We start from the raw sequence: 25,227 nt of genomic DNA on the forward strand, positions 1-25,227 counted from the left end.
GCAGTGGCGCCGTGTCGCATCAACGGCTAACTTTTTTCAGTATAGATCCCAATCCGGACAAAAATAAGATCTGCGGACTTAAAAAACGAATCTGTTTCGAATTTTTTTGAAAACTTAGGTTTATGTCACCCGGTTTTCTGGAAGCAAATCTAATTTATATGTAAGTATTTGTATAGCAAATTTTTGAGTATTATTGAGAAAGAATCGATTTTTTTTCTTGGTCGAGGGTCTTCTGCGCCTGAACGGCTCTGCGAAGAGTTTCTTTGTTCCGAAGCACGAAGCTTCTGAAGAAGAAAATCGTGACCGCAAAGGCACCGATCACAAGAAGAACACCCAAAGTCCACCGAAGCCAAAAGGGAATCGAGTTTTGGGAAGGAAAGAAGAATAACGTGCCGTCCACCAAGCGGATCTTCTCGCAGCCTTGGCATTTTTGGTCCTGCGCTTTGAAAAAAGAATTCAATTCTCCTAATGACTTTTCGGACGGAATCTTCCATTCGGAGGATTCTTGAGAATAGAGAAGGGTTTCGTCTTCGGAAAAATAATAGAACGCACACGCCAATCCGGTTTTCGGAAATTCCACGGAAGAGGTTCCGCCTTGTCTTCCGATATAAAAATCCACGTAGAAGTCCTTGATTTGAAAACTGCGGATCTGGGAAAGATTCGGAAATTCGGTACCGAAGCGCACCAAATGAAACAGGGTCGATTTTTGATTTCGAACCCGGATTCCTCCGAGGTTCGGAACCTTTCTGAGTTCCGCTTTCAGAGCTTCCTTGGGCGCTTGGGAAGAATTCTCCAGAGAAGAGGAAAGAATTTTTTTCAAATACGTTTCCAGTCTGGATTCTTCCTCTTTTTTCCAAGCCGGAAGGGATTCGATCAGCCAGGATTTTTCCACCGAAGCCGGATCACCTAAGAAACGTTTTAACACGACCAATCTATGTCCGAGTTCGGAGGTTTCCGCATGTATGAGAATGGGATTCCAAAGTAATAGAAGAAGGATCAAAAACGTTCGTTTCATACTGCGGCGGCTCAATCTTAAACAGGGCTTCCGGTCTGAAAAGAAGATTTTCTCCTATACAAGACGGGAATCTTTGAAATAATTACAGGATGTCTCAAAACCTCGATCGGATCGAATTTCAAGAATCGAGGCTCAAAAATTTGTCTCAGTTTTGGGACAAGGCAGCATAAAAACGAATACAGGGTCAGAAGATGCAAGAATGTCCTCTCTGCAAATTCCATCAAACCGCGAACGATTCCGAAATTCTCGGTCGATTCGGTGAATTTCGCGTACGTCATTCCGAAGAAGAAAAACGGCTCCAAGGATATCTTTACATCGAACCGGTTTCTCATTGGACCTCGTATCAGGATTGGACTTCGACCGCATATTCCGATCTCGGAAAGGCCCTTGAGTTCGCTACGGGCTGGATCTACGAACACCATTCTCCCGTTAAAGTGTATACGGTAACGGTTTCGGAGATGGTGCCTCACATGCACTTTCATTTAATCCCTCGTTACAGCGACGAACTGAGAGGCGTGGATTATATCCGTCTTGCCCTTCAGGGAAAATTGCCCGAACAAAATTATATTCGAGATTTATAATGTTTCGTTTTCAAATTTGTAAAAAGGGAGAATGTCTATGAAAGTTTTACATTGGAGAAACGTTCTGCTTCTGGCGCTCGTTTCCTTGTTTTTGAGCGGTTGCATCTATAGGGACGTGCGGGTTCCCGGTATGAGCACGAACTTCACGCAGTATGTGCTGAACTCGGAGGATTTTCAGATTTTAGGAACCGTGGAAACCGAAGGAGTTTATACAGCGTGGTTTATATTTTGGCTGACGGGAGAAACCGGCTACAAAGAACTTCTGGATAAGTCCAAAGCGCTCGGTGGAGACGAGATCATCAACTATCGTTTCGAAGTGGAACAGACAAGTATTTTGTTTATTCTTTGGAACCGCGTTAAGTGGAAAGCGACCGCGCACGCGATCAAATATAGAGAAAAAATCAAAAAGCCGTAACGGTAATCACGGACTCCGAAGGACCTTCGGAGTCTAAAAGGATAGAATGCAGACAAACAAAGCCCAACTGATTTTGGAAGCGGGACTTTCCAGAAAAGCGGATTTCGTGGAAATTTTCGAGGAAGAAACGAGATCTTCTTCCGTAAGTTTAAGAGATCAAAAAATTGAACAGAGTTTTGCCGGAATCGATTACGGAATCGGAATCCGACTCATCTACGGAACCGACGTTCTCTACGCACATACCAATAACGAAGAAGAGGAACATTTGATTTCTCTGATAGACCTTCTCGCGGATTCGAGAGGAGCGGCGAAAGGCGCGGGGCGAGCGCTCGTGTTGCGCGGGGATCTAAAACCACTTTCGTTTCCCGCAACGATCAAAGATCCGCGTAAAATCGCACCCGATGAAAAATTAGAAATTCTTTATAAAGCGGATCGAACCGCGAGAGGACTTTCCTCGAATATCGTTCAGGTCAGCGCGTCCGCGAGCGATTCCGTTTCTCGAATCGGAATCTACAACTCCGAAGGATTGGCGCTCGAAGATCTTCGCGTTCGAAGCCGATTCAGCATCAACGTGGCCGCAGAAAAAGAGGGAGAACGTTTTGTAGCTTCCGAAAATCCGGGAGCGAGAAAAGGATTCGAATTTTTCAACAACTTACCCGTGGAACAACTTTCAACCACGGCGGCCGATCGCGCCTTGCTGATGTTATCGGCCGGTTATATCCAAGGAAAAAAGATGCCGGTCGTTATGGGCAACGGTTTCGGAGGAGTGATCTTTCACGAAGCCTGCGGACATCCGTTGGAAACCGAAGCGATTCGGAAGAAGTCTTCACCGTTCGTGGATAAACTCGGGGAGAGAATCGGACAATCCTGTCTGACAGCGATCGACGACGGAACGATTCCCGATTCTTGGGGAAGTATCACCGTGGACGACGAAGGCGCCGCGCCTCAAAAAACCGTTCTTATCGAAAACGGAATTCTAAAAAATTATTTATCCGATCGAGTCGGCGCGCAGGAAGTCGGCGTTCCCAGAACCGGAAGTGCTCGAAGAGAAAGTTATATGTATGCGCCCGTTTCTCGGATGAGAAACACATACATCGCCGCGGGAAAGGATTCCTTCGATTCCATGCTGGCCGGAGTTCCATACGGACTGTTCGCCAAAAAGATGGGAGGCGGTTCCGTAAATCCATCCACGGGAGAATTCAATTTCTCCGTCGAAGAAGGATACGTGATCCGAAACGGAAAAATCGCCGAGCCGGTTCGCGGTGCGACTCTCATCGGGAAGGGAGATGAAATTCTTCCTAAGATCAGTATGGTGGGAAGCGATCTGGAACTCGCTGCGGGAATGTGCGGCGCGGCTTCGGGTTCGGTCCCCGTAACGGTCGGACAACCTTCCTTGAAAGTGGACGAGATTCTCGTGGGAGGCCGTTCATGAATCTGGACCGATCCGTCGAATTCGTGTTAGACGTTTGTAAAAAGAAGGGGCTCGATCAATACGATCTCGTCGGTTCCGAATCCAAGGACGTGGGAATCGAACTCTTCCGCAAACGAGTCAGCAACACCGAACTTTCCAATTCCAGAGGAATGGGAATCCGTTTGATTCAAAACGGAAGACCCGGCTATTCCTACAGCGAAAAATTATCGGAAGAAGCTCTGACGCAGATGGTGGAAGACGCGGTTGCGCAGGCGAGGATCTCCGATCCCTTGGACATCGATCTTCCCGGGCAATCGACGTTACCCGACATCAAGATCCGTTCTTACGAAGAATCCTTGGAATCTCTCGGGTTTGAATGGTTGAAATCCACCGGAGAAAAACTGGACGATCTGGCTTGGTCGGTCGGGGATAAGATCGAAAACGTTCCGTATTCGTATGCGGGAAAAACCTGGAGCCGATTTATATTAGCGAATTCGAACGGACTCTTTCACAGCGAAAAATCCAATCTGGTTTCCGCGGGAGTTGCGTTAGTCGCAACCGACGGAAAGACCAAAAAGATGGGCGGTTATACCCGTTCGGGTTTGGATTTGGATCGGATTCAACCGGAATTGATCGTAACCACCGCGGCGGAACGTTCCATGGCATTGCTCGGCGCAAAACCGGTCCAAAGCGGATCGTATCCGATCGTTCTTTCCAATCGAATCAGTCCCCAGATTTTCGGAATGTTTTCCTCTCCGTTTTCCGCGGACAGCGTGCAGAAAGGTCTGTCTCGTTTGGATGGAAAAGTGGGAACCCAAATCGCATCAAAAAATTGGAATGTGTTTTGCGACCCTCATATTTCCGATTATCCCGGTTCGAGACTTCTCGATGCGGAAGGCGTTTTGACCCGTAAAAAAGCGGTGATCGAAAACGGAATTCTTCAGACGTATCTCTACAACCTGGAATCCGCAAAGAAGGCGGGAGTCGCTCCGACTGGGAACGCGGTGCGTTCGTACGGCGGTAGAGTCGGGACTTCGTTTAACAATTACGTTGTACCGAAAGGGGATAAAACCCTGGAAGAATTGCTCTCCGCTTATCCGGAATGTATCTATGTGTTAAAGCTCGAAGGCGGTTCCGGTTGCAGCGCGGTTTCGGGAGAGATTTCGATCGGAGTGCAGGGGATCTATTATAAAAACGGTCAGCCGGTTCATCCGGTGGATAGTATCACAATGAATCTAAACTTCTTTGATCTTCTTTTCGCCATCGAAGGAATTTCAAACGAGTACAACGATTCCTATTCTTCCATCAAGGTTCCGGACGTTTTGATTCGGGAAGCGAGTATTGCGGGATAAGACGAAGTCGGTTTCGATTCCATTTCCGTTGTGTGAGAAAGGGTTCGATGTCGCTTTTTATAGATGAGTGTCTAAGTTACATCTTAGCTTAAGTTCGTTTTTCTCACACTCGAAGCAAGATTCATTTTTGCTTGCGTAAGTTTCTAACATAAGGTTTTCTTTCCGAATCATAGTGCGATTCGGGAGAAATCCTTTGCGATCCTTTAAAAAAATTCTAAGTAAACAATTTATTTTCGGCGTTGTGCTTCTCGTCTTCGCCGCGGCAAATCTCGACGCGCAAGTGCGGATCGAATTCGGTCCCACGGGAGAAGTCAAAAAACCATCTCAGATTCGCGCTCGTTTTTCCGAATCGATGATTCCTTTAGGAAATCCTAAATTCTCTTTGGTTCCGTTCGACATTCGTTGTCCGATCAAGGGAACCGAACGTTGGGTGGACGATAAAAACTGGGTTCTCGAATTTCCCGAACTGCTTCCCGGCGGCGTGGAATGCGTTTTTGAAACCAAAAAGGTGAAATCCGTTGCGGGGAATTCTCTGAACGAAGGAGAACGTTTTTCCTTTCATACCGGCGGACCCGAATTGGATTCTTCCTCTCCTTACGAAGGGGGAGTCATAGACGAGGATCAGATCTTTATTTTGGATCTAGATTCCGAAGCGGATCTTTCTTCCGCGAGCGATCATCTCTATTTTGTTACCGAAGGACTTAAGGATAAGATCGGATTCAGCAAAGTAAGCTCTTCCCAAGAAAAGGAAATCTTAAAAGCGAATTATCGGGAAGGGAAAACGGAAAAGACCATTCTCATCAAACCCGATCAGAAATTTCCGAGCGGAAAAAAAGTATATCTCGTTTTGGAACAAGGATTGAAATCCAAATCCGGGGTTCCGAGAAGTTCCACGAGAAAGGTGGAATTCAACGTTAGACAGCCTTTCCGTGCGGAGTTTAATTGCGACCGGGTCAACGCGAAAGCCGCTTGTATTCCGACTCTACCTTTGACGTTAAACTTCAATTCTCCCGTTTCCGTGGAGGTTTTAAAAAAGATTCAACTGCAAACGAGCGACGGTAAAACGATTCCCGCCAAGGTTTCCTCCGAAAACGGGAATTACGATTACGGTGTGAGTTTTCCGGCTCCTCTCGCACCCAAGGCGAAGTTCCAGATCCTTCTTCCCTCCGGAGTAAAGGACGACGCAGGCCGTTCTCTCGCCAATCAATCCTCGTTTCCCCTGACCGTTTCCACGGACGATTATCCTCCTTTATTGAAGTTCGCTTCCACGTTCGGAATCTTGGAACGGTTTCCCGAAGCGATTCTTCCCGTTACGATCCGCAATCTCGAAGCGGAGAATCCTGTTCGCTTGTATCAGGTAAAGACGAGTCCCGATACGCAGGATAAGATCAAAGAACAATTCGATAAATTGAAGGATAAGGGAAAGGATCTTCTGAATTGGGCGACCGGTAAGGATGAAAAACAAGATCCGAATTCTTCCAAACAATTCACCGGAAGAGAAATGATTCTGGATTCCACGCAGATCGCGGAGATCGTTCAGTATCTGAAAACGATCGAACATTTGGAACATCGGTATTCGATCTTTGATCCTTCCAAAAATTCCGCGCCTACGAATGAAATCAAACTTCAGTCCAAAAACGGAACCCGCCGTTTCGAAGTCGTGGGAATTCCTCTGAAAAAAACCGGATTTCACGTGATCGAAATGAAGTCCGATATATTAGGAAACGCTTTATTAGCAACCAATCAACCGTTTTACGTCCGCACGGCGGCTTTGGTCACCAATCTTTCTCTTCATTTTAAATGGGGAAAAGAATCCTCCCTTGCGTGGGTGACAAGACTCAACGACGCAAAACCGGTTCCGAACGCGGACATTCAGATCTTCAATTGCAGAAACGAAAAGATCTTCGTAGGAAAGACGGGACCGTCGGGGACCTTGCTCATCAAAGGAATTCCGAACCGCAAGAACGTTCCGTATTGTTCCTGGAGAGCGTATGAGAACGGACTTTTCTTAACCGCGGTGTACGAAGACGATTTCACGTTTACTCATACTCGTTGGCAAAACGGAATCGAAAACTGGAGATTCAATCTTCCAGGAGATTACGGAAACGGGGACGTCGTGTTTCATCCCATTTTGGATAGAACTCTGTTCCGCGCAGGAGAAACCGTTTCGATGAAACTCGTTTCCCGCGGAAAAAGATCCTTCGGTTTCGATATTCCCGGACAAATCGAATATCCGGGCTTTGCGAAGATCATTCATTCCGGCAGCGAAAAGGAATATTCCATTTCGCTAAAGTGGACTCCGGAAGGAACGAGTTCGCTTCAGTTTAAAATTCCGAAAGAAGCCAACCTGGGCGTTTACCGCATTTTGTTAAGCGAATTTGCGGGTAAGGATCGGGGACAAGTCGACGTGGGGGAATTCCGAGTCGAAGAATTCCGGGTTCCTTTGATGAAGGCCGACTTTCAAACTTCCGGTTCGAACATCGGTCCTTCCAAGATCGGACTCGCGGGAAGCGTTCGTTACCTTTCCGGCGGAGGGGCCGGAAAAATTCCCGTGCTATTACGAACCAGAGTGATGCCCGGAGGCGGGGTTTACTTTCCGGATTATTCCGACTTTTCGTTTAGCAACGGTAAGGTGGACCAAAAATCGGATTCGGAGGAAACTACGGAGAATTCTTCCGTCGGTTTTAACAAAACGGAACTGACTCTCGACTCGAAAGGATTTTTTGAAACGACCGTAAAGTCGATTCCCGAATCGGATACGACGCAAAGACTCGAAGCCGAACTCGAATACAGGGACCCGAACGGGGAAATCCAAAGCGCTTTCCGTTCCTTTCCGATTTATCCGTCGGAATATCATATCGGAATCGCACCGGAAGGTTGGGCTGCGGTCCAAGACGCGGTCAAGTTTAAGGTCGCGGTTTTGGATCTCAAAGGAATGCCCGTCGAAGGCAAGAAGGCGACCGTAATCGCTTACACGAAAAAGTATTATTCGAATCGGAAGCGTCTCGTGGGCGGATTTTACAGCTACGAACACAAATACGAAGTTAAGGAACTCGGAGAATTCTGTTCGGGTAAAACGAACGCAAAAGGAATTCTATTCTGCAACGGCCCGGTCAAAGCGACGGGAGAAGTGTATTTCGAAGCTTCGCTGAGCGGGGAAGACGTAAAGGCGAATTCTTCCGTTTGGATCACGGGCAAGGACGACGTATGGTTTGCCGCGAGCGATCACGATCGTATGGATCTTCTTCCCGAAAAGAAAGAATATCAAACCGGTGAACGAGCGAAGTTTCAAGTGAGAATGCCGTTCCGGGAAGCGACGGCGCTTGTCACCGTGGAACGGGAAGGAATTCTCAATTCGTTTATCAAAACTCTGAGCGGAAAAGATCCGGTCATCGAAATTCCGGTCGAGAGTTCGTTTGCTCCGAACGTATTCGTTTCCGTTTTGGCGGTCCGAGGAAGAGTGGACAGTCCCAAAGAAACCGCTCTTGTCGATTTGGCAAAACCTTCCTTCCGATTGGGACTTGCTCAGATTCGAGTCGGCTGGAAACCGTACGAGGTTCCGGTTCGAGTGGAAACGGATAAGACCACGTATGGAACTCGGCAAAAGGCGAAGGTGAAAATTCAGATCGATCATCCTTCCGCACAAGTGAAGAAGGACGCAAGAATCACGTTAGCCGCAGTCGATCAGGGACTTCTCGAATTAAAACCGAACGACACATGGGATCTGCTGCGTGCTATGATGCGCGAACGGGGAAACTCGGTGGAAACGTCGACGGCGCAACTGCAAGTCGTGGGACGGAGGCACTTCGGATTAAAAAGTTTACCGCCGGGCGGAGGCGGAGGCGGAGCGACCACCCGGGAATTATTCGATACTCTTCTGTATTGGAAGTCGGATTTAAAACCGAACGATAACGGACTTCTAGAAGTGGAAGTTCCTCTGAACGATTCTTTGACTTCCTTCAAAATCGTTGCGATCGTACATTCCGGTAAGGATAAATTCGGTTCCGGTTCGACGCAGATCCAAACGACTCGGGACGTTCTTGTATATCCTTCCATCGCTCCGTTTGCAAGGGAGAAGGACACCGTTCAAAGCGGCCTTTCTCTGAAAAACACGACCGAAAGAACGATTCAATTGGAAATCAGTTCCAAAACATCACCGGATCTTAAATTAGAAACGAAGAATATTCAATTGAAGGCGGGCGAGTCTTCGAACGTTCTTTGGAATCTTTCGATTCCGAGTAAAAAAGAAGAGATCGTATACGAGTTCCAAACGAAAGAAGTCGGAGGATCGTTTACGGATTCGGTTCGATTCCGTCAGAAAGTGGGAGAATCGGTTCCGGTCCGTGTTTTACAATCCACATTCCGCCGTTTGGAAGACGGCAACCTAAGCGTTCCGATTCAGGAAAACCAGGAAGCGATCGCGGGAAGCGGAGAACTGGAGATCAGTTTAAAATCCTCTCTCACGGGAGGGGCGATCTTGACTTCGAGAGAATACATGAGCCGTTATCCGTATTCCTGCTTGGAACAAAAACTTTCCAAAGCGGTTTCCGCAGGTTCTCAAAAAGAATGGGATCAGATAATGGATCAACTCTCCGCATACTTGGACGGGGACGGATTGTTGAAATTCTTTCCGATGTCCTGGTATGGAAGCGAGATCCTGACGAGTTACGTATTGATTCTCGCTTCGGAATCGGGTTATAAAATTCCGGATCAAATCCGAGACACTCTTTTGGAAGCCTTGAACCGATACACCAAGGGATTGATTTATCGAAACGGTTATATCTCGAATACGGACTTTCTCTTGAGAAAGATCATCGTGCTCGATGCGATTTCACGGTATCAAGCGGTGGGAGACGACGTGATCCGTTCGGTCCAGACAGATCCGAAAATTCTTCCTTCCGATATTTTGGTCAGCTTGAGAAATATCTATTCGAGATCGACCGGATATAAATCTCAAATTTCCGCGTTAGACGTTCTTTTGAAGTCTCGTTTTAGAATCCAGGGAACTTCGTATAACTTCGTGGACGAGTCCGGTCTCTGGTGGCTTTTGTCCTCGAACGATTCCACCGTAATGAGAACGATTCTTTCCGTAGTGAAGGACGCGGCTTGGAAAGAGGATCTTCCGCGATTGATCCGCGGTGCGATCGCAAGACAATCGAAAGGTCATTGGGATATAACTCCCGCAAACACGCTCGGGATTCTCGCGTTTCAAGCTTATTCCAAACAGTTTGAAAAAGACAGCGTAGAAGGGACTACGACGATCACGTTGGAGAACAACACGAACACCCTGGAATGGAAGAATAAAAAAGATCCTCCGACTCTTTCGATTCCTATGCCGAGAAGCACACAAAATCTCGAGTTCGTTCAAAACGGCTCCGGAAAACCGTATGCTGTGATTCATACTAAGGCTGCGCTTCCTCTCAAGGAAAAACTCGAAAGCGGCATGAGACTGGAAAAGGAAATCTTGGATGAGTCCGGCAGCAGAAAGTCTTCATTCAAAGAAGGGGATTTGGTTCGCGTCCGTTTAAAGATTCAGAACGAAGCGGCCCTTTCATGGGTCGCTATAAAAGATCCGATTCCCGCGGGTGCGAGCATCTTAGGTTCCGGTCTTGGAAACGATTCCGTAACGGGTGCGGCTCTTGCAAAGGACGACAATTGGTGGTCTTCTCCGACGTTTGTGGAGCGCAAATGGGAGGGATATACCGCATACTTCGAATACTTACCGGGAGGTTCGGTGACTCTTGAGTATGTCTATCGAATCAATCATTCGGGTAAGTTCATTCTTCCTCCGAGTCGAGTGGAAGCGATGTATCTGCCCGATCAGTTTGCGGAAGTTCCGAATCCGGATCAAACGGTGACGAAGGAGTAGATCGAAAGTTACTAGACCGCAGAAAGATTCGAAAATAGAAGATTGGTCGGTGGGGGACATGTCCCCTGACGCGATCCATAGAGAGCGTCATGGTTCCCGTTTCGAGCTTTTGAAACTGCAACTTGTATGGAGTTTTTTTATAGAGTTAAAGAGCATCATGCAGCGTTGTTTTCGAAAGCCGCGTTACACGTCTTTCGCTACGCGGTTTACGGGAAGTTCATGCGTGTTCTCTCCGGACTGGAATTTTTGGATAGAGTTGGATGGGATGCAGATTTCGTAAGAGTTCCGACAGAGAGTGAAGATTTCACTTGCAAGAATTATGATTTTATGATAGATGAAAATTTGCAAAGTCTTCCCGCCACCTCACCCCTCCACCCGAACGCGGGTGGGGCGCTCGGTCTTTTACGGAAGATTGTCGGAATTACGACACAACATCGTACTCGCTTGCAGAAAAATTTCTCTGTCCTTCTTCGGAAAATCTTCGAGAAACGGACAATCCTCGTTTTATCCTTCGGTATATTCTTCTTTTTGAATGGATTGTCCGCGAAAGAAGTCCCTTCGTATCGCGAGGTTCGAAATCGGTATCACACCTCGGACGGAACGATCGTAGACATTCACGGACGATTTTTGCAAACGATTCGATGGAACACACAAGAACGAAAGCTCGCATGGACGGAAGAAGGGGAAATCCCCGAAACGCTTTTGATGGCGTTGTTCTTGCAGGAAGATAAACGTTTCTTTGAACATTCCGGCGTGGATTCGCTCGCTGTCTTGGGCGCGCTCAAGGATCGTTTTCTCGGAAATTCAAAACGAGGCGCCAGTACTCTTACGATGCAGCTCGCAGGAATTTTTCTCGGCACCAAACCCGGCCGCAGAAGCGTCTATGACAAATGGGAACAGATGAATCTCGCTCGGGAAATCGAAACGACCTGGACCAAGACGGAAATTCTCACCGCTTATTTAAACCTTTCTCAATTTCGAGGAGAACTTAGAGGATTACGCGCGGCCAGCCGAGGACTTTTCCAGAAAGAACCATCCGCGTTAAGCGACACGGAATCGATCCTCTTGGTTTCAATGCTTCCGTTCCCCGGAGCGAATTCTTCACTCTTGACAAAACGGAGTTGCATTCTCGCCAAAAAAATCGGCAAAGAAGAACTCTGTCTTTCCTTGGAAAGCGTAGCTAAAACAGCCACCGGAAAAATCACCGGACTTCCTTCCACGGGTGGGATCGCGTATCATGCCGCGCAAAGAATCTTTCGAGAAGAATCGGATGTTTCTTCCGGGAACGGAAAGGTCAAAACTACGTTGGATTTTGATCTCCAATGGAAGATCACGGAACTTGCAAAAAACATTCTGGACGGATTAAAAAAACAGAATGTGGCAGAAACGGGAATTCTGGTTTTAGACAATGCGTCCGGCGCCGTGTTGGCCTATGTAGGAAATTTACCGGAAAGTTCTTCCTTTTATGTGGACGCGCTCGCATCGAAACGGCAAGCGGGTTCGACGCTAAAACCTTTTTTATACGCGCTCGCATTCGAAAAGGAAGTATTGAAATCGAATTCGATCTTGGAAGACAGTCCGACGGAATGGAACGCGGTTACGGGAATTTACAGACCTTCCAATTATAGCGATGTTTATCACGGAAACGTTCCGGCAAAGTATGCCTTGGCTTCTTCGTTGAATATTCCTGCGATTCACGTTTTGGATCTTGTGAGCGTTGGAGATTTCGTTCAACGATTGCAGGACCTCGGATTTAGCGGACTCAAACGCGCCGACTTTTACGGTTCTTCTCTTGCTCTGGGAAGCGCGGATGTAACCCTATTCGAATTGACGAACGCGTATCGAACTCTTGCCAATGGGGGTTTGAGTTCCGCGCCCGCATTTTTCCCTTCGCAAGCCAGACAGGCATTACAAGAAAGCGGACAAGAAGGAAACGTATGGACGCGAATCTATTCTCAAAGCGCGGCGGACACGTTATCCGAAATTCTTTCCAATCGGGAATACCGTTCCTTGTCCTTCGGTTTAAACAACCATCTCAGCACGCGATTTTTCACTGCGGTCAAAACCGGTACCTCTCAGGACATGAGAGATAACTGGTGCGTGGGTTATTCCAAAAAATACACGGTGGGAGTTTGGGTCGGAAACATGGACGGAAGTCCTATGTGGGACGTGAGCGGCGTTACCGGTGCGGCTCCGATTTGGAACGCTGTGATGAATCTTTTGCAGGAAAGGGATTCACAAGGAATCCGCCCGGCCTACGAGGCGATGGAGAATTCTCCCGTTCGTCCGATAACGGAGTCTTCTTCGATCTCTAAAATTCTCGTTCCGGGAAACCGAACGATCTACGCGATCGATCCCGATATTCCGGAGGGAAGACAAAAGCTTCATTTCTCGGCATCGGCGTTTCTAACCGGATCGGCTTGGATCTTGGACGGTAAGAAAATTCCGGAAGCGCAGAACAAGGACGTTTTTTGGAAACCGGAACGAGGGTTTCATATTCTTTCCCTCCAAGATCGGAACGGAAAAATCATCGATAGCGTGGTTTTTGAAGTCAGATAGAGTATAGGTTTTTCTCTTGCCGCGGACGACCTCCGCGTTAGAATCAATCAGAGACTTTTCATGAAACCATCGACAGAAACGTATCTTTTATCTCCGGCCTTGGAAGAAGCGATTCTTCTCGCCGAAGTCACTTCCCGTCCTTTGCTTTTAAAAGGCGAACCCGGAACCGGAAAATCCCTCTTAGCGGAATACCTTGCGGATCAGAGAAAACTTCCGTTATACACCTGGCATATCAAATCCATCACACAAGCAAAGGAAGGATTGTATTTTTACGATGCGGTTTCGCGTCTGAACGATTCCCGGTTTTCGGAAGATTCCGCAAAGGTGAAGAATATCGAGAACTACATTCGACTCGGCGCTCTCGGAGAGGCCTTTGCGCTCGATCAAAAATCGATCGTTCTCATCGACGAAATCGACAAAGCGGACATCGAATTTCCGAACGACCTTCTTTTGGAACTCGATCGTATGGAATTTTTTATTCCCGAAATTTCAAAACGAATCCAAGCAAAACACAGACCTCTTACCATCATCACGTCCAACAACGAAAAGGAATTGCCGGCGGCCTTTTTAAGAAGATGCATTTTTCATTATATAGAATTTCCCGATCCGGAGTTCATGAAAAAGATCATTCTTTCACATTATCCGGGTGTGGGTCATACGCTTCTCATCAAGGCCTTGGAGATGTTCTATCTGATACGGAGAATGGACGATCTCAAGAAAAAACCGGGAACCAGCGAACTACTCGATTGGATTCAGATTTTGGTGCATCAAGGCGCGGTCCTCAAGGAAGAAGTACGAATTCCTTTCCTAGGCGCATTGATCAAAAACGAGGAGGATCTGAGATTATTCAGAAACTGAGATGTTTATCCCTTTCTTTTACAGACTGAAAAGCGAAGGAGTTCCGGTAACCACGGGAGAATTTCTGGATTTTTTGAAAGTCGTGGATCATTACACCACGCATCAAAAAGCGTGGATCGACCTGAACGAGTTATACCGTTTTTCCAGAGCCTGTATGGTAAAGGACATCAAATACTTCGACGCGTTCGATCTCGTGTTCTCGGAAATCTTCGGGGAAAAGGGCGCTCTCAAGCCCGAATTCAAAGAGGAGCTTCTGGAATGGCTCAATCGGATTTTCGATAATCCGAATAAACTTCCACCTTCCTTGATTCCTCCCGATCAGCTTTTGGACGAACTCAAAAAAAGGCTCGATGAACAAAAAGGGGAGCATCACGGAGGAAGCAAATGGGTCGGAACAGGAGGATCGTCTCCGTTCGGTCACGGAGGGAAAAATCCGGAAGGAGTTCGAGTCGGAGGAGAAGCCGGGAACCGTTCCGCAGTGTTTCAAGCATTAGAAAGACGTTATAAAGAATATAGAACCGACGAGCAGTTGGATGTGCGTCAGATCAAAACAGCGCTTAAAAAACTTCGCAATTTAAGAAAGGAAGGGGTTTCCGAATTCCATCTTCCGAAAACGATCGACTCCACCTGCAGAAACGCGGGAGATATTCAGATAGAATTCGAGCGTTCTCGCAAAAACGGACTTAAGGTTCTGCTTCTGATGGATACGGGAGGAAGTATGACTTCTCACGCGGAACGGGTCAACAAACTCTTTTCTGCGAGTCATCAGATCAATCACTTCAAGGAATTCCACTACTATTACTTTCACAACATCATCTACGACGCGGTGTATCCGAAAGCGAATATGAGAACCCCGATTTCTCTTCAAAGAATCTTTAAAAAACACAGCGACGATACGAAGCTGATTCTGATCGGAGACGCGTATATGGCCCCGTATGAACTGTTGGATTCCACGTACGGATACTATCACAGCCGTTTTCGAATGGACTTTCGGCTTCCCGAAAATCCGGAATCCGGTTTGGATTCCTTAAAAAGAATCCGAAGACATTTCCGGGATTCGATCTGGCTCAACCCGGAACCGATGAAATATTGGGACGCTCCCACCATTCACGAAATCGGAAAACAGATACCGATGTATTTTCTTTCCCTGGACGGTTTGGAAAAGGGAATCAAGAAGTTGTTGAATGCGTTGTAAACTCTAAACGCTCTTCAGTTTCAAAAGCGAATACAGCGTATGAATATGAGGAATTTCTAATCCGTATTTCTCGCCGATTCGGATCGCGTTTCCGAGGATGGCGTCCAGCTCCATCGGTCTTCCCGCTTCGAAATCCAAAAGCATGCTCGTTTTATAAGGTTTCATCGCTTCGGTCATTTGAATAAAGGTCGAAATCTGTTCCATCGGAACCGTTGCTCCGTCGGCTTCGGAAAGCTTCTGCACTTCCTTCATGATCTCAATCACGAGTTTTCGACCGAAAGGTTGTGCGAGAATTTCGGAAGTATTTTTTCCTCCGGAAAGAACGCTGATCGGATTGAAAGGCGCGTTCCACATCAACTTTTTCCAACGGGCCTGACGGATCGTTTCCGTCGCGTTAGCCGGAACGCCTACCTTGGAGAAAAGTTCGACAATCGCATGCGAAGTAGAAGAATTGCTTCGATTCCAGGAACCGATCACCAATTCCCCGTAATCGAGATGAAGAACGTTTCCCTCCTCCAAACGATTCGCGCAGACAAAGGCTAAGCCGCTGAGAATTTCATTGTTTGGATAAAGAATTTCGACCGGATCTTCGATGCCGATCCCATTTTGCAAAAGCAGAATCGGAAGACGTTCCGGAATCGTTTTTCCTAAAATCGTTTCCAGTCGAATCTCGGGTAAACACTTCAAACAATTGATGACCAGATCGTATTGTTCAAGATCATAGGGCGAAATTCTTTCTAAAACCCGGTTCGGCTTATACGTGAAATTTCCCCAGGGAATACTCTGAACCGTAAAACCCTTCTCTTGCAGATGGGAAGCATTGCTTCTTACCCAAAAATCGATCTTACAACCCGCTTGTGCGAGTTTTCCCGCATACAAACCGGCGATGGCTCCGGCGCCTAAGACTAAAATCCGATCCACTTACGGCCCGTCCCAAAACATAATTTCATTTCATTAAAAAGGTTTAGCTGCAAGAATCTCTCCTATTTTTTTGGGACAGATTCTTATCCCGCCTGAGAAAATTTCCGCTCGATCTTTTTTAAAATTTCCGTGATCGCCTGGACATATCCGTCATACACTCCGCGATCGTATTCACCGAGAGAACGGTAATTCAGACTTTGCATTTCTTTTAAGTGATTTCGCAGTTCGTCGTCCACATAGTTCTTACGGATGTAAAGGGTTTCAAACACTTTCGGATGCATCGTTCACCTCTTTTTTTTTCGAATTTAAGAAAGCAGAAAAACGGAAAGAATTCAAGTACGTAAAATCATGTTTTGATAGAATTTGGATTTTAGCCAAGAGTTCGCTCGTTTGTAATCCGGAAATTTTCTTTCAAACGTCTTAAAATCCCTTCCGTGAATCACGTTTTTTCCGTTTTTGCGGGTGACCGGAAAAACCACGTGAAGAAGTTCGTGAAAGACGATGTATTCCAATACGAATGCAGGAACGATTTCTCGAGAGAGAATCGGATTGATGACGATCATCCGATGCGCCGGATCGAAATGTCCGAGTCTTGTTTTGGAAACGGATTTGCTCCAAAAGATTTCCAGATCGTTCAAATCGATTCGCAAATAGGTATCATTGAGGCGATCCATAATTTCCCGCAAACCTTCGTTTGCGATCGACGACCGTTCGATTCGTTTTCGGTTTTTATTTTTTTGCCGTTTCGTTTCGGATTGTGTTTCATAGAACCGCCGAATGCGTTCGTCCAATTCCTGGGGAATCGATTGCTTGAGTAATTTATAAAGTAATAAATCGACTACCGCTTCCAGATCCCCCGAGTCCGCGCTCAAATAGGAAGAATGAATTTTGAATTCTAATTTTCCCGCGGAAATTCGGATCGAACTTCCTAGATTTGCGTAGGGATAGAATTTTACGGCGATTCGTTTTCCTTCTAAGATTTTTCCTCCGGGAACTTTCAAAAAATGGAACGTCCTTTTACGAAGAAGTTCTAAAACCGAAGATTCTTCGGTGGTTCGTCCGCGCGTTTCGAATGCGAAAACCATGTTTAACTTCCGAAGTAATCCTGAATTCTCGAAAAGGAATCGTTCTCTTTTGCAACGGAAGAAGAGGGAATCGCGGGAGAATTCTTCGCTGCGGATTTTCCCTGCATCAGTTTCAGATCATATACTTTTTCGGGAGAAGGAATTTCGCTTAAGAAGCGGGAAAGTTTCGTGTAATACGGACCCGATCTGGATTGAGCCAGGGAAGGTCTGGTCAAATAGAGTTCTTTTCTCGCGCGGGTGATCGCCACATAAAAAAGTCTCCGTTCTTCTTCCGTATCGTTGTTTTTACTCGATGGAAAGACTCCTTCGGTAGAATTCAAAACGAAAACAAGATCAAATTCTAGTCCTTTCGCGGAATGAACGGTGGAAAGATTGAGCAGATCCGATTCCGCATTGTCCGGTTTGATTTTATCCAAACTCAAAGAAGCGTGATCCATCGTTAAGTCAGACAAAAAATCGCTCAATGAAACATACTTAAGAGAAAAGCCAAGAACTGCGTCCAGATCCTCTGATCTTCGTTTGGAATCGTCGTAATTCTTTTCCAAAAGGACACGGTAGAAGTCGATAAAATCGGCTGCCACGTTCTTGACTTCCGAATTCGTTTCCTTGTGTTTTTGATAGAGATGATACAAGGGGGAAAGATATTTCGCGATCGCGGAACCCGTTTCTTCCGAAAGGACCTCGAAAGAACCGGATGTCTTTCGGATTTTTTCCAGAATCTCATTGGATCTTGCCGTACCGATTCCCGGAATCAGTTTTAAAACCCGAATCCAGGAAACGGAGTCCAAGGGATTGATCAAAAGTTTCAAAAAGGAAAGAAGATCCTTGATATGAGCCGTTTCGATGAATTTTCTTCCGCCGAATTTTACGAACGGAATATTTCGTTTTGCTAATACAAGTTCGAGTTGGCTTGAATTCCAACTCGCTCGAAAAAGAACGCACATTCGTTTAAAAGGAATTCCTTCCTCTTTTTTTTGCAGGAGAATGTCGGCGATTCCTTCCGCTTCTTCCAGCTCGTCCGTAAATTGTAGAACGGACGGTTTCGGTCCGTTTTCGTTTTCCGTAAAAAGATATTTATCGTATTTTTCGGCGAAATTTTCCAAAACGCAATTGGCAAGATTGAGAATTGCGGGAGTGCTTCTATAATTCTTTTCGAGAAAAATCGTTTTTGTGTTCGGAAATATTTTAGGAAAATCTAAAATCCCCCGAACGGATGCGCCGCGAAACGTATAGATGCACTGCGCGTCGTCTCCGACCACCATCAAATTGGAATGTTCGGATGCAAGCAAGCAGGCGATATGCGCTTGGATTTTGTTCGTGTCTTGAAACTCGTCCACCATGACGAATCTGTATTTTTCGGAAAGAGCGGTGCGAACACCGGGATGATTGGCGAGAAGATCTCTCGTAAAGTAGAGCAGGTCGTCGTAATCCAAGAGCGAGCGTTCTTTTTTGTAAGCTTTATAATCTTCGAAAATCTGCGCGACGTCCCGGATTCTCTGATTAAAAATCGGATAATCTTTTTCCAATATAGCTTGCAGAGATCGGCCCGTATTTTGGATTTCGCTGTGAATGGCAACTAACGTTTCATTCGAGGGAAAGCGGGTTTTCGTTTTTCCGAAATCCTTCTCGTTTCTTAAGAACTGAAACACATCCAAAGAATCCGCGTCGTCCAGAATGGTAAATCCAGAGGATAGATCCAGAACGGGAGCGAATCTTCTCAAAACACCGCTGCAAAACGAATGAAAGGTTCCGCCTTGCACGTCCGCACAGCGTGCGTCTCCCAACGAAGAAGCGCGCAGGATCATCTCTCGGGCGGCTTTGCGGGTAAAGGTTAAAAGAAGAATGGAAGAGGCGGGGATTCCCGAAGATACCAACTGAGCGAGTCGGCTGATGATGGTTTTTGTTTTACCGGTACCGGCGCCCGCCAACACAAGCACCGGTCCATCCTGGGTGAGGACCGCTTCCAATTGAGCTGGGTTTAATTCTTCCTTCCAGGACATGAATGAATCGGAATCGACTCTCAGTGATGGTGATGCCCACCTTCTCCATGAACGTGTCCGTGGGAGATCTCTTCGTCGGTCGCTTCGCGGATTCCGGTGAGTTCCACGTCGAAAACCAAGTTGATTCCCGCGAGAGGATGATTTCCGTCCACGATGACGGATTCTTCCTGAAGTTCGGTGATCGTAAAAACTTTATCGGGTTCGTCGGTTTGAAACATCATTCCCACTTGCAGATCCTCGTTGGGAGGGAACTGGGTTCTTGGAACGTCAAAAATAAGGTCGGGGTCTTTGAGACCGTATGCTTTCTCGGCGGAGACGTTGATCTTTTTCTTTTCTCCGGTAGACATCTTTTTCATCTCTTCTTCCAGACCGGAAATGATATGTCCGACACCTTCCAGATAGGAAAGAGGCGATTTGCCTTCGGAAGAATCGATTAAATTCCCTTCCGTATCATGAAGGGTGTAATGGAAAGTAATCACTCTAGTTTTCATGGATAACTCCAAATAGGATAAATTCAAAATTCTGGCAGGAATCGGTTAGGGAAAAATACCGGAATCTAGGTACATTTCAGCGTATTTTCAGCGCGGTTTAACTCAATCAGAATTTTAATTTAGAATTTGGAATCGTAGTGAAAATCGAGCTTTGCTTGTTCGTATTCTCTGAGGAAAGTTTCGATTCGATTGGATAAAAAGAACCAAGATTCCTGCGTGAACGTTTCATGAAACCGCGCGGAGAATTGAAGATAACTGCTCTCCGCAAGTTTGATATCTCCGGTATGATCTAAGAGCAAATTATAAGAAATGAGTAATACGCTTTTCTCCAAACTATACGCGAGAGACGTTTCTAAAACTTTTTGTGGTTCTTGGATCGGCATTCTTTTTTTCAGTCCGTTTTTCGTAACGAACATCGGTGGTTGATCCAATTTAGTGGAACTGATAACACCCGAATAGATCTTCATCTTCCTATATCCCAAAGGCTAAAATTCCGGGATGAATCCAAACCCTGTCGAACGGTTCGAAATGGATTCGGATTCTATCCCAGCAAACCGAGCTGGCATTGAAAGTGACCCGGAAGAAAGATTTAGGAGACTGACATTCCGGTCCCATTCTTTGACGCAAAGTGCCCGAATCTTCGCTAAAGAATGAATATTTTATGACTAATACCTTTTTTCTGAAACAAATTCAACAATAAATTCTTTTTATGTTCCGCTTAGCTGACGTTTTTTACCGTTTTTGAGCCGGTTTGAGGAAAAGAAGAGGACTCGGATCGAAACGAAGAGGCCAAGAGTCTGGAATCTTTTGCGAGGCCTTGTCCTGTTGTTCGAAGCAAAACCTTCTCTGAAAAGAAACGGAAGAGTTTGAAACTTTGCGATTTCTTTGCTAAAACCAAAACCAGACGGGCCAATTTCAAATCCGATGGATCGAGAATCGAAGCCCGTGCGACGTGAAGGCAGGCTTTTTGGAATTCTCCCTTTTTATAAAATCGGTATCCCTCTTGTAAAAAAGACCGGCTCTGTGAGCGGTTCTTTCCCAGAAACGTTTCGGCTCCGGTTTGAATCTTCAGGAAGCTGAGGTCATCGGAAAGTTCCGCCTTTTGAACGATCTTCGATTCCAATTCAGCGAGATCCGGAATTCCAGTTTGAACCAAATCAAAGAAAACATCGGGAGAGGAGACTTTTTGTTTGCGTGAGGAATCGAACGAATTCGGAAAATACAGATCTTCTCTTCCATCCGAACCGTACAAAACAACATCCCCCGTTTGCAGACGGAAATGTTCCACCGTGACTTTGGAATCCGGATCGGGAAATCCGATTTTTCGTAACACCGCGTCTTCGTGCAGATAACTCGGTTTTCCGTTTCGAACCAGAATGATCGGCGGATGTTCGCAGTTGAGAAAAAATAGATCTCCCGTTTCCATTCGATACAAGGAAAGAATTCCCGAAACGAGCATGCTTCCGTCGAAGGATTCGAATACGGCCTGAAGATTTCGATACAAGAGAAAGAGCCAATTCTCCGGACTGCGAAACTCATAGTCCTGGGTTTGCAGAAAACTTTTTACGATGGAACAGAAGACCAGAGCGCCGCTCGCTCCTTGCAGGGATTTACCCATCGCGTCTGCGTTGATCAGAGCTTGATAGGAAATTCCCGAAATAGAAACCGTTTCGCTGAGAACCACGTCACCGCCGAGTTCGTAGGTCCGATTCTTAAATTGAAAACTCTTGAATTGCTTTCGATGAATGTCGATCTGTGCTTGCGATGTTTTGAGATTTTTGGAAAGGAAGGGTTGGAACAGGAGAGTGATTAGAAAATAATCCCCGTCCTGTTGTTCCTTGAGAGAACGAATCTCCTCCAAACTCGAAGAAAGTTTTTGGGTGCGATTTCGAATCGCAGTTTCTAAAACTCGATTCCAGGATTTCAACTTTTCCTTCATTCGCACGAATTTATTGGCGAGAATCAGCGTCAGAAACCCCAAGAAACCGCAGACACCGATTCCGGAAAGACGAAACATTTTGAATAAACCTCTTTGGGCAAGAATGTCGATTCCCACGCAAAAAAGCAGAAATAGGATTCCGGAAAGGATGATCTTCGATTCGAAACTTCGTTTTAAATTCGGAATCAAAATGCGCAGCGCAACGAATACAAAACCGATCCAGGAAACCTGAAGCGCGTACCGATTGATTTGATCCAAGAGAAGAACGGTTTCCGCGGCTCCCATCGCAATCAGGATCGGGATCGTCAAGACCTCGAGGTAAAAATGAAGTTTTGTTTTCGCTTTCCGCAGGAGAGAATTGAGAAATCGGCAAAAAAGAGGAAACAAAAACGCAAGACAAGAATATTCCAGTTTCTTTAAATTCAAAATCTTGAATCCGGTCAGATACTTTAGCTCGGAAAGGGAGATTTGGAAAAGTGCAAAGAAGATCAAAAACAAACCGAAGTAAAAATTCTCTTCTCCCTTTTTTTCGCGGAGGGAAAGAAATAAAAAGAAACTTCCGATCAAGGAAAACGAACCGAATACGATGAGTCCGGTGAATTCTCCTAAAAAGAAACGTTTCCAAATCGCAGAGGGCGTTCCGATTCCGATCGGTCCCGAAAGAATTCCGAATTCGTAATCGAAGTAAGGTCGGATCGTAACGAGTATTTCATTGTTTTTGAATCTGTTCGTCTCGGGAATGGCGTAGATCCGAGTTCGATCGTATCCTTGCGGTACGGAGGTTTGGTATTCGGAAAATAATTCCTCCCTAAGTTCCTCCCCGTTCCAACGAACCGTCGCGCGGTCCGATATTTTTCCCAAAGAAAGACTTAAGGAACCGTCGAAAGATTTCTCCAGAGAGAACCGTTTTCGAAGAAGGATCGGTGTTGCGCCGATCCGACCTTGAGGATCGCGGGAATTTGTATCGTGAAAATCCGCATCCGTAAACTTCCGGAAATCCGCATCGACAAATTCTTTGAGGTTGGAGGGGACACGGACCGGTTTCCAAACGTTTTGACCGGTCTGAATTTCCCAATCATCGGAAAGGTCTTGAAAATTCTCCTCTCGAGACGCGGGCTGCAAATCGGGGAGACAGGTTGTTACGAGGAAAAATAAAACGGAACCAAGAAATTTTGCGAACAAGGGATTCTCCTTCGTTCGCTACGGTTCCCGCACCGTTCGAAAGAGAATCTTGTTTGTGAAAAAAGTTTAAAAAACCGGAATGTTTTTTAGTTCACTCCGATTGCGATCGCGGCTTCAAAGCCTTCGAGCATCGCGCGTTTCGCGTCGATTCCGGAAGCGTCTTTGGCTCCTCCGATCAAATACGAAGGAATTCCGGGAGATTTCGCTTTGAATTCTTCATAGAGGGAAACCTCGCTGAGTTGTCCCGCACAAAGAATGATGGAATCGCATTCGATCGTTAACGGACCGTCTTTTTTCGTTTCGACGACGAGCCCTTTGTCGGTGACTTCTTTGTAGTTTAAGGAAGTGTAAAATCCGACTTCTTTGGATTCCAGTTCCTGCAACAAGGCCCAAGCCGTGGTCGCTCCGAGTCCCGATCCGATCTTGCCGGATCTGCGGAAGATGGAAACTTTGCGTTCCGGTTTTTCCGGTTGGATCTGCGCTTTCGTATAAGAAGGAACGTTGTATCGGTGAAAGTAAGAATCGATCGTAGGAGCTTCTTCTTCCGTGAGTTTGTGCGCTACGTCGCAGCCGATTCCTCCGCCGCCGATGATGGCGATTTTTTCGTTTTTGCCCGGTTGAAACTTGCCGGAAAGATAATCCGCATAGGAAGCGGTTTTCTTTTTTTCGATTCCGGGTAACGTGAATTCTCTCGGCTTGACTCCGGTCGCAAAGATCACCGCGTCGGGTTTTAAGGAAAGAATGCTGTCTAACGTGGCTTGATGACCGAATTGGATATCAACGCCGAGGTTTTTCAGTTCGTTTTTGAAATAGCGGATCGTTTCAAAGAATTCCGATTTTCCCGGGATTTGCGCCGCAAGATTGAGTTGTCCTCCGATCTTGTCAGTCGCTTCGAGAACGGTGACCTTATGACCTCGGATCGCGCTGATTCTTGCGGATTCGAGTCCTCCCGGACCGGAGCCGACAACGACGACGTGCTTCTTATCCGCGTTTTTAAGTTTGCTTAGTTCCAGTTCTCGGTTGGCGGAAGGGTTTACCAAACAGGAAACCATCTGTTCTTTGAACGTATGATCCAAACAAGCTTGATTGCACGCGATGCAAGTGTTGATTCTTTCTTCCTGATCGGCTTTGATCTTGTTCAGAATGTCCGGGTCGGCTAAAAACGGCCTCGCCATACTCAAAATATCCGCTTCGTGTTCTTTCAAAATGCGAGACATGGTTTCGGGCATATTCACGCGATTGGAAGCGATGATCGGAATGTCTTTGACGCGGGCTTTGATTTTGCCGGAAATTTTCGCCCAAGCGCCGCGCGGAACGAGCATGGAGATCGTAGGAATTCTGGATTCGTGCCAGCCGATTCCGATGTTGAGCGCGTCGGCTCCTTCTTCTTTCAAACGTTCGGCGAGGGTGACGACTTCTTCAAAAGTAGGATTGCCTGGAATCAAATCGATCCCGGACATACGATATACGACCGGAAAATCCTTCCCGACTTTTTTTCGAACGTTCTTCATGACTTCGATCGCGAAGTTCATTCGTTTTTCGGGAGTTCCTCCGAAAAAGTCTTCTCTTTGATTGGTGACTCCGGAAAAGAATTGGTTCACGAGATAACCCTCGCTTCCCATAATTTCAACGGCGCCGAAACCGACTTCTCTGGCTTTGAGGGCGGAGTCTCCGAACTCTTCGATCGTTCTCCAAGCTTCTTCTTCCGACAAAGCCTTGGGGATAAAACGGTTGATCGGAGCGCGCAGTGCGGAAGGAGCTACGAGTTCTCTGTGATACGCATAACGTCCCGCGTGAAAGAGCTGCGCGCAGAAAATTCCTTTGGGTTTGAGCGCGTTTGCGACGATCGATAATTCTTTGCAGTCTTCTTCCTTTTGAAAGTTAAAGAAGATGTTCGATCCTTTTCCTTCGTGATTGACGGAGATTCCTCCCGTCGTAATAAAACAAGCGCCGCCGTCGAAACGTCTTCCGTAGAATGCGATCATTCTTTCCGCGGTCATCGGCATTCCTTCCAAACCCAAGTGCATGGAACCCATGATGACTCGGTTGGGAAGAGTAACGGAACCGAGTTGGATCGGTTCAAAAATTTCAGAATATTTCATAACGTACCTTTTTCTCTGGAGAATTCTCTCGATTCTACCTTGAAAACCGCTCGATAATCGGGCAAGAGAATTATTTAGGGATCGCTACAATCGACGGCACGGAGAAGTTCAACGGAGATCGTTCTCGAATTTTGAGAGGAATTCTACTTTGGGATCAAACTATTTGCTGAACTTTGTTCGGTAGGGAGAATCAGACTGGACAAACTGGTTCCGAATCCTCGGTGAGTTTTTGGAAAAAAGTAGCAGTTCCCA

Annotated in this window: 17 protein-coding genes; 8 read left to right on the top strand and 9 right to left on the bottom strand. The window is 46.4% G+C overall.

Going from position 1 to position 25,227, the window contains the following annotated elements:
• Positions 1–190: 190 nt before the first annotated feature.
• Positions 191–1,015 (bottom strand): hypothetical protein, encoded by an 825-nt coding sequence (locus tag DLM76_RS15595; RefSeq protein WP_118965762.1) that lies wholly within the window; start codon positions 1,013–1,015, stop codon positions 191–193.
• Positions 1,016–1,206: 191 nt separating this feature from the next.
• On the opposite strand from DLM76_RS15595, the gene DLM76_RS15600 reads away from it, so the two are divergent.
• The 8 genes from DLM76_RS15600 (at position 1,207) to DLM76_RS15635 (ending at position 15,255) form a co-directional block, all read left to right on the top strand.
• Positions 1,207–1,596: an HIT family protein gene (locus DLM76_RS15600; protein ID WP_118965763.1), complete on the top strand. Its 390-nt coding sequence runs from the start codon at positions 1,207–1,209 to the stop codon at positions 1,594–1,596.
• A 37-nt stretch (positions 1,597–1,633) separates the two neighbouring features.
• Positions 1,634–2,011 (top strand): LIC11742 family lipoprotein, encoded by a 378-nt coding sequence (locus DLM76_RS15605; RefSeq protein WP_118965764.1) that lies wholly within the window; start codon positions 1,634–1,636, stop codon positions 2,009–2,011.
• A 46-nt stretch (positions 2,012–2,057) separates the two neighbouring features.
• Positions 2,058–3,443 (top strand): TldD/PmbA family protein, encoded by a 1,386-nt coding sequence (locus DLM76_RS15610; RefSeq protein WP_118965765.1) that lies wholly within the window; start codon positions 2,058–2,060, stop codon positions 3,441–3,443.
• On the top strand, positions 3,440–4,774 hold the full coding sequence (locus DLM76_RS15615; RefSeq protein ID WP_118965766.1) for a TldD/PmbA family protein: 1,335 nt from the start codon (positions 3,440–3,442) through the stop codon (positions 4,772–4,774). The genes DLM76_RS15610 and DLM76_RS15615 overlap by 4 nt, the downstream gene beginning before the upstream one ends.
• Before the next feature lie 211 nt (positions 4,775–4,985).
• The gene (locus tag DLM76_RS15620; RefSeq protein WP_429946428.1) at positions 4,986–10,643 is read left to right on the top strand and encodes an alpha-2-macroglobulin family protein; all 5,658 of its coding nucleotides are present in this window, start codon (positions 4,986–4,988) and stop codon (positions 10,641–10,643) included.
• A gap of 495 nt (positions 10,644–11,138) precedes the next feature.
• Entirely contained in the window at positions 11,139–13,202 is a 2,064-nt protein-coding gene (gene pbpC / locus DLM76_RS15625) for a penicillin-binding protein 1C (RefSeq protein WP_429946429.1), read from the top strand.
• 60 nt (positions 13,203–13,262) lie between these two features.
• The gene (locus DLM76_RS15630; RefSeq protein ID WP_118965768.1) at positions 13,263–14,060 is read left to right on the top strand and encodes an AAA family ATPase; all 798 of its coding nucleotides are present in this window, start codon (positions 13,263–13,265) and stop codon (positions 14,058–14,060) included.
• Between the two features lies 1 nt (position 14,061).
• On the top strand, positions 14,062–15,255 hold the full coding sequence (locus tag DLM76_RS15635) for a VWA containing CoxE family protein (RefSeq protein WP_118956619.1): 1,194 nt from the start codon (positions 14,062–14,064) through the stop codon (positions 15,253–15,255).
• Between the two features lie 3 nt (positions 15,256–15,258).
• On the opposite strand, the gene DLM76_RS15640 is transcribed toward DLM76_RS15635, so the two are convergent.
• The 8 genes from DLM76_RS15640 to DLM76_RS15675 all read right to left on the bottom strand — a co-directional run bounded on the left by DLM76_RS15640 (position 15,259) and on the right by DLM76_RS15675 (position 24,975).
• Positions 15,259–16,176 carry a ketopantoate reductase family protein gene (locus tag DLM76_RS15640; RefSeq protein WP_118956618.1) on the bottom strand — a complete coding sequence of 306 codons (918 nt, stop codon included), beginning with the start codon at positions 16,174–16,176 and terminating at the stop codon, positions 15,259–15,261.
• Positions 16,177–16,259: 83 nt separating this feature from the next.
• Entirely contained in the window at positions 16,260–16,457 is a 198-nt protein-coding gene (locus tag DLM76_RS15645) for a hypothetical protein (RefSeq protein ID WP_010574850.1), read from the bottom strand.
• Positions 16,458–16,508: 51 nt separating this feature from the next.
• Positions 16,509–17,261, bottom strand: coding sequence for a SprT-like domain-containing protein (locus DLM76_RS15650; RefSeq protein ID WP_118965769.1), 753 nt, complete (start codon positions 17,259–17,261; stop codon positions 16,509–16,511).
• 2 nt (positions 17,262–17,263) lie between these two features.
• Entirely contained in the window at positions 17,264–19,261 is a 1,998-nt protein-coding gene (locus DLM76_RS15655) for an ATP-dependent helicase (RefSeq protein WP_118965770.1), read from the bottom strand.
• 20 nt (positions 19,262–19,281) lie between these two features.
• A complete protein-coding gene (locus tag DLM76_RS15660) occupies positions 19,282–19,752 on the bottom strand; it encodes an FKBP-type peptidyl-prolyl cis-trans isomerase (RefSeq protein WP_118956615.1) in 471 nt (156 codons plus the stop codon).
• A gap of 119 nt (positions 19,753–19,871) precedes the next feature.
• Positions 19,872–20,219 (bottom strand): LIC14007 family protein, encoded by a 348-nt coding sequence (locus DLM76_RS15665; protein WP_118956614.1) that lies wholly within the window; start codon positions 20,217–20,219, stop codon positions 19,872–19,874.
• Positions 20,220–20,470: 251 nt separating this feature from the next.
• Positions 20,471–22,873, bottom strand: coding sequence for a SpoIIE family protein phosphatase (locus DLM76_RS15670; protein WP_118965771.1), 2,403 nt, complete (start codon positions 22,871–22,873; stop codon positions 20,471–20,473).
• Positions 22,874–22,959: 86 nt separating this feature from the next.
• Complete coding sequence (locus DLM76_RS15675) at positions 22,960–24,975, bottom strand: oxidoreductase (RefSeq protein ID WP_118965772.1); 2,016 nt, start codon at positions 24,973–24,975, stop codon at positions 22,960–22,962.
• Positions 24,976–25,227 lie beyond the last annotated feature (252 nt).

The organism is Leptospira yasudae, assembly GCF_003545925.1.
GTDB lineage: Bacteria > Spirochaetota > Leptospiria > Leptospirales > Leptospiraceae > Leptospira > Leptospira yasudae.

Excerpts from the sequence above, each read along its gene's own strand:
- DLM76_RS15595 (WP_118965762.1), bottom strand. The coding sequence starts at position 1,015 with ATGAAACGAACGTTTTTGATCCTTCTTCTATTACTTTGGAATCCCATT.
- DLM76_RS15600 (WP_118965763.1), top strand. The coding sequence starts at position 1,207 with ATGCAAGAATGTCCTCTCTGCAAATTCCATCAAACCGCGAACGATTCC.
- DLM76_RS15605 (WP_118965764.1), top strand. The coding sequence starts at position 1,634 with ATGAAAGTTTTACATTGGAGAAACGTTCTGCTTCTGGCGCTCGTTTCC.
- DLM76_RS15610 (WP_118965765.1), top strand. The coding sequence starts at position 2,058 with ATGCAGACAAACAAAGCCCAACTGATTTTGGAAGCGGGACTTTCCAGA.
- DLM76_RS15615 (WP_118965766.1), top strand. The coding sequence starts at position 3,440 with ATGAATCTGGACCGATCCGTCGAATTCGTGTTAGACGTTTGTAAAAAG.
- DLM76_RS15630 (WP_118965768.1), top strand. The coding sequence starts at position 13,263 with ATGAAACCATCGACAGAAACGTATCTTTTATCTCCGGCCTTGGAAGAA.
- DLM76_RS15635 (WP_118956619.1), top strand. The coding sequence starts at position 14,062 with ATGTTTATCCCTTTCTTTTACAGACTGAAAAGCGAAGGAGTTCCGGTA.
- DLM76_RS15645 (WP_010574850.1), bottom strand. The coding sequence starts at position 16,457 with ATGCATCCGAAAGTGTTTGAAACCCTTTACATCCGTAAGAACTATGTG.
- DLM76_RS15650 (WP_118965769.1), bottom strand. The coding sequence starts at position 17,261 with ATGGTTTTCGCATTCGAAACGCGCGGACGAACCACCGAAGAATCTTCG.
- DLM76_RS15655 (WP_118965770.1), bottom strand. The coding sequence starts at position 19,261 with ATGTCCTGGAAGGAAGAATTAAACCCAGCTCAATTGGAAGCGGTCCTC.
- DLM76_RS15660 (WP_118956615.1), bottom strand. The coding sequence starts at position 19,752 with ATGAAAACTAGAGTGATTACTTTCCATTACACCCTTCATGATACGGAA.
- DLM76_RS15665 (WP_118956614.1), bottom strand. The coding sequence starts at position 20,219 with ATGAAGATCTATTCGGGTGTTATCAGTTCCACTAAATTGGATCAACCA.
- DLM76_RS15675 (WP_118965772.1), bottom strand. The coding sequence starts at position 24,975 with ATGAAATATTCTGAAATTTTTGAACCGATCCAACTCGGTTCCGTTACT.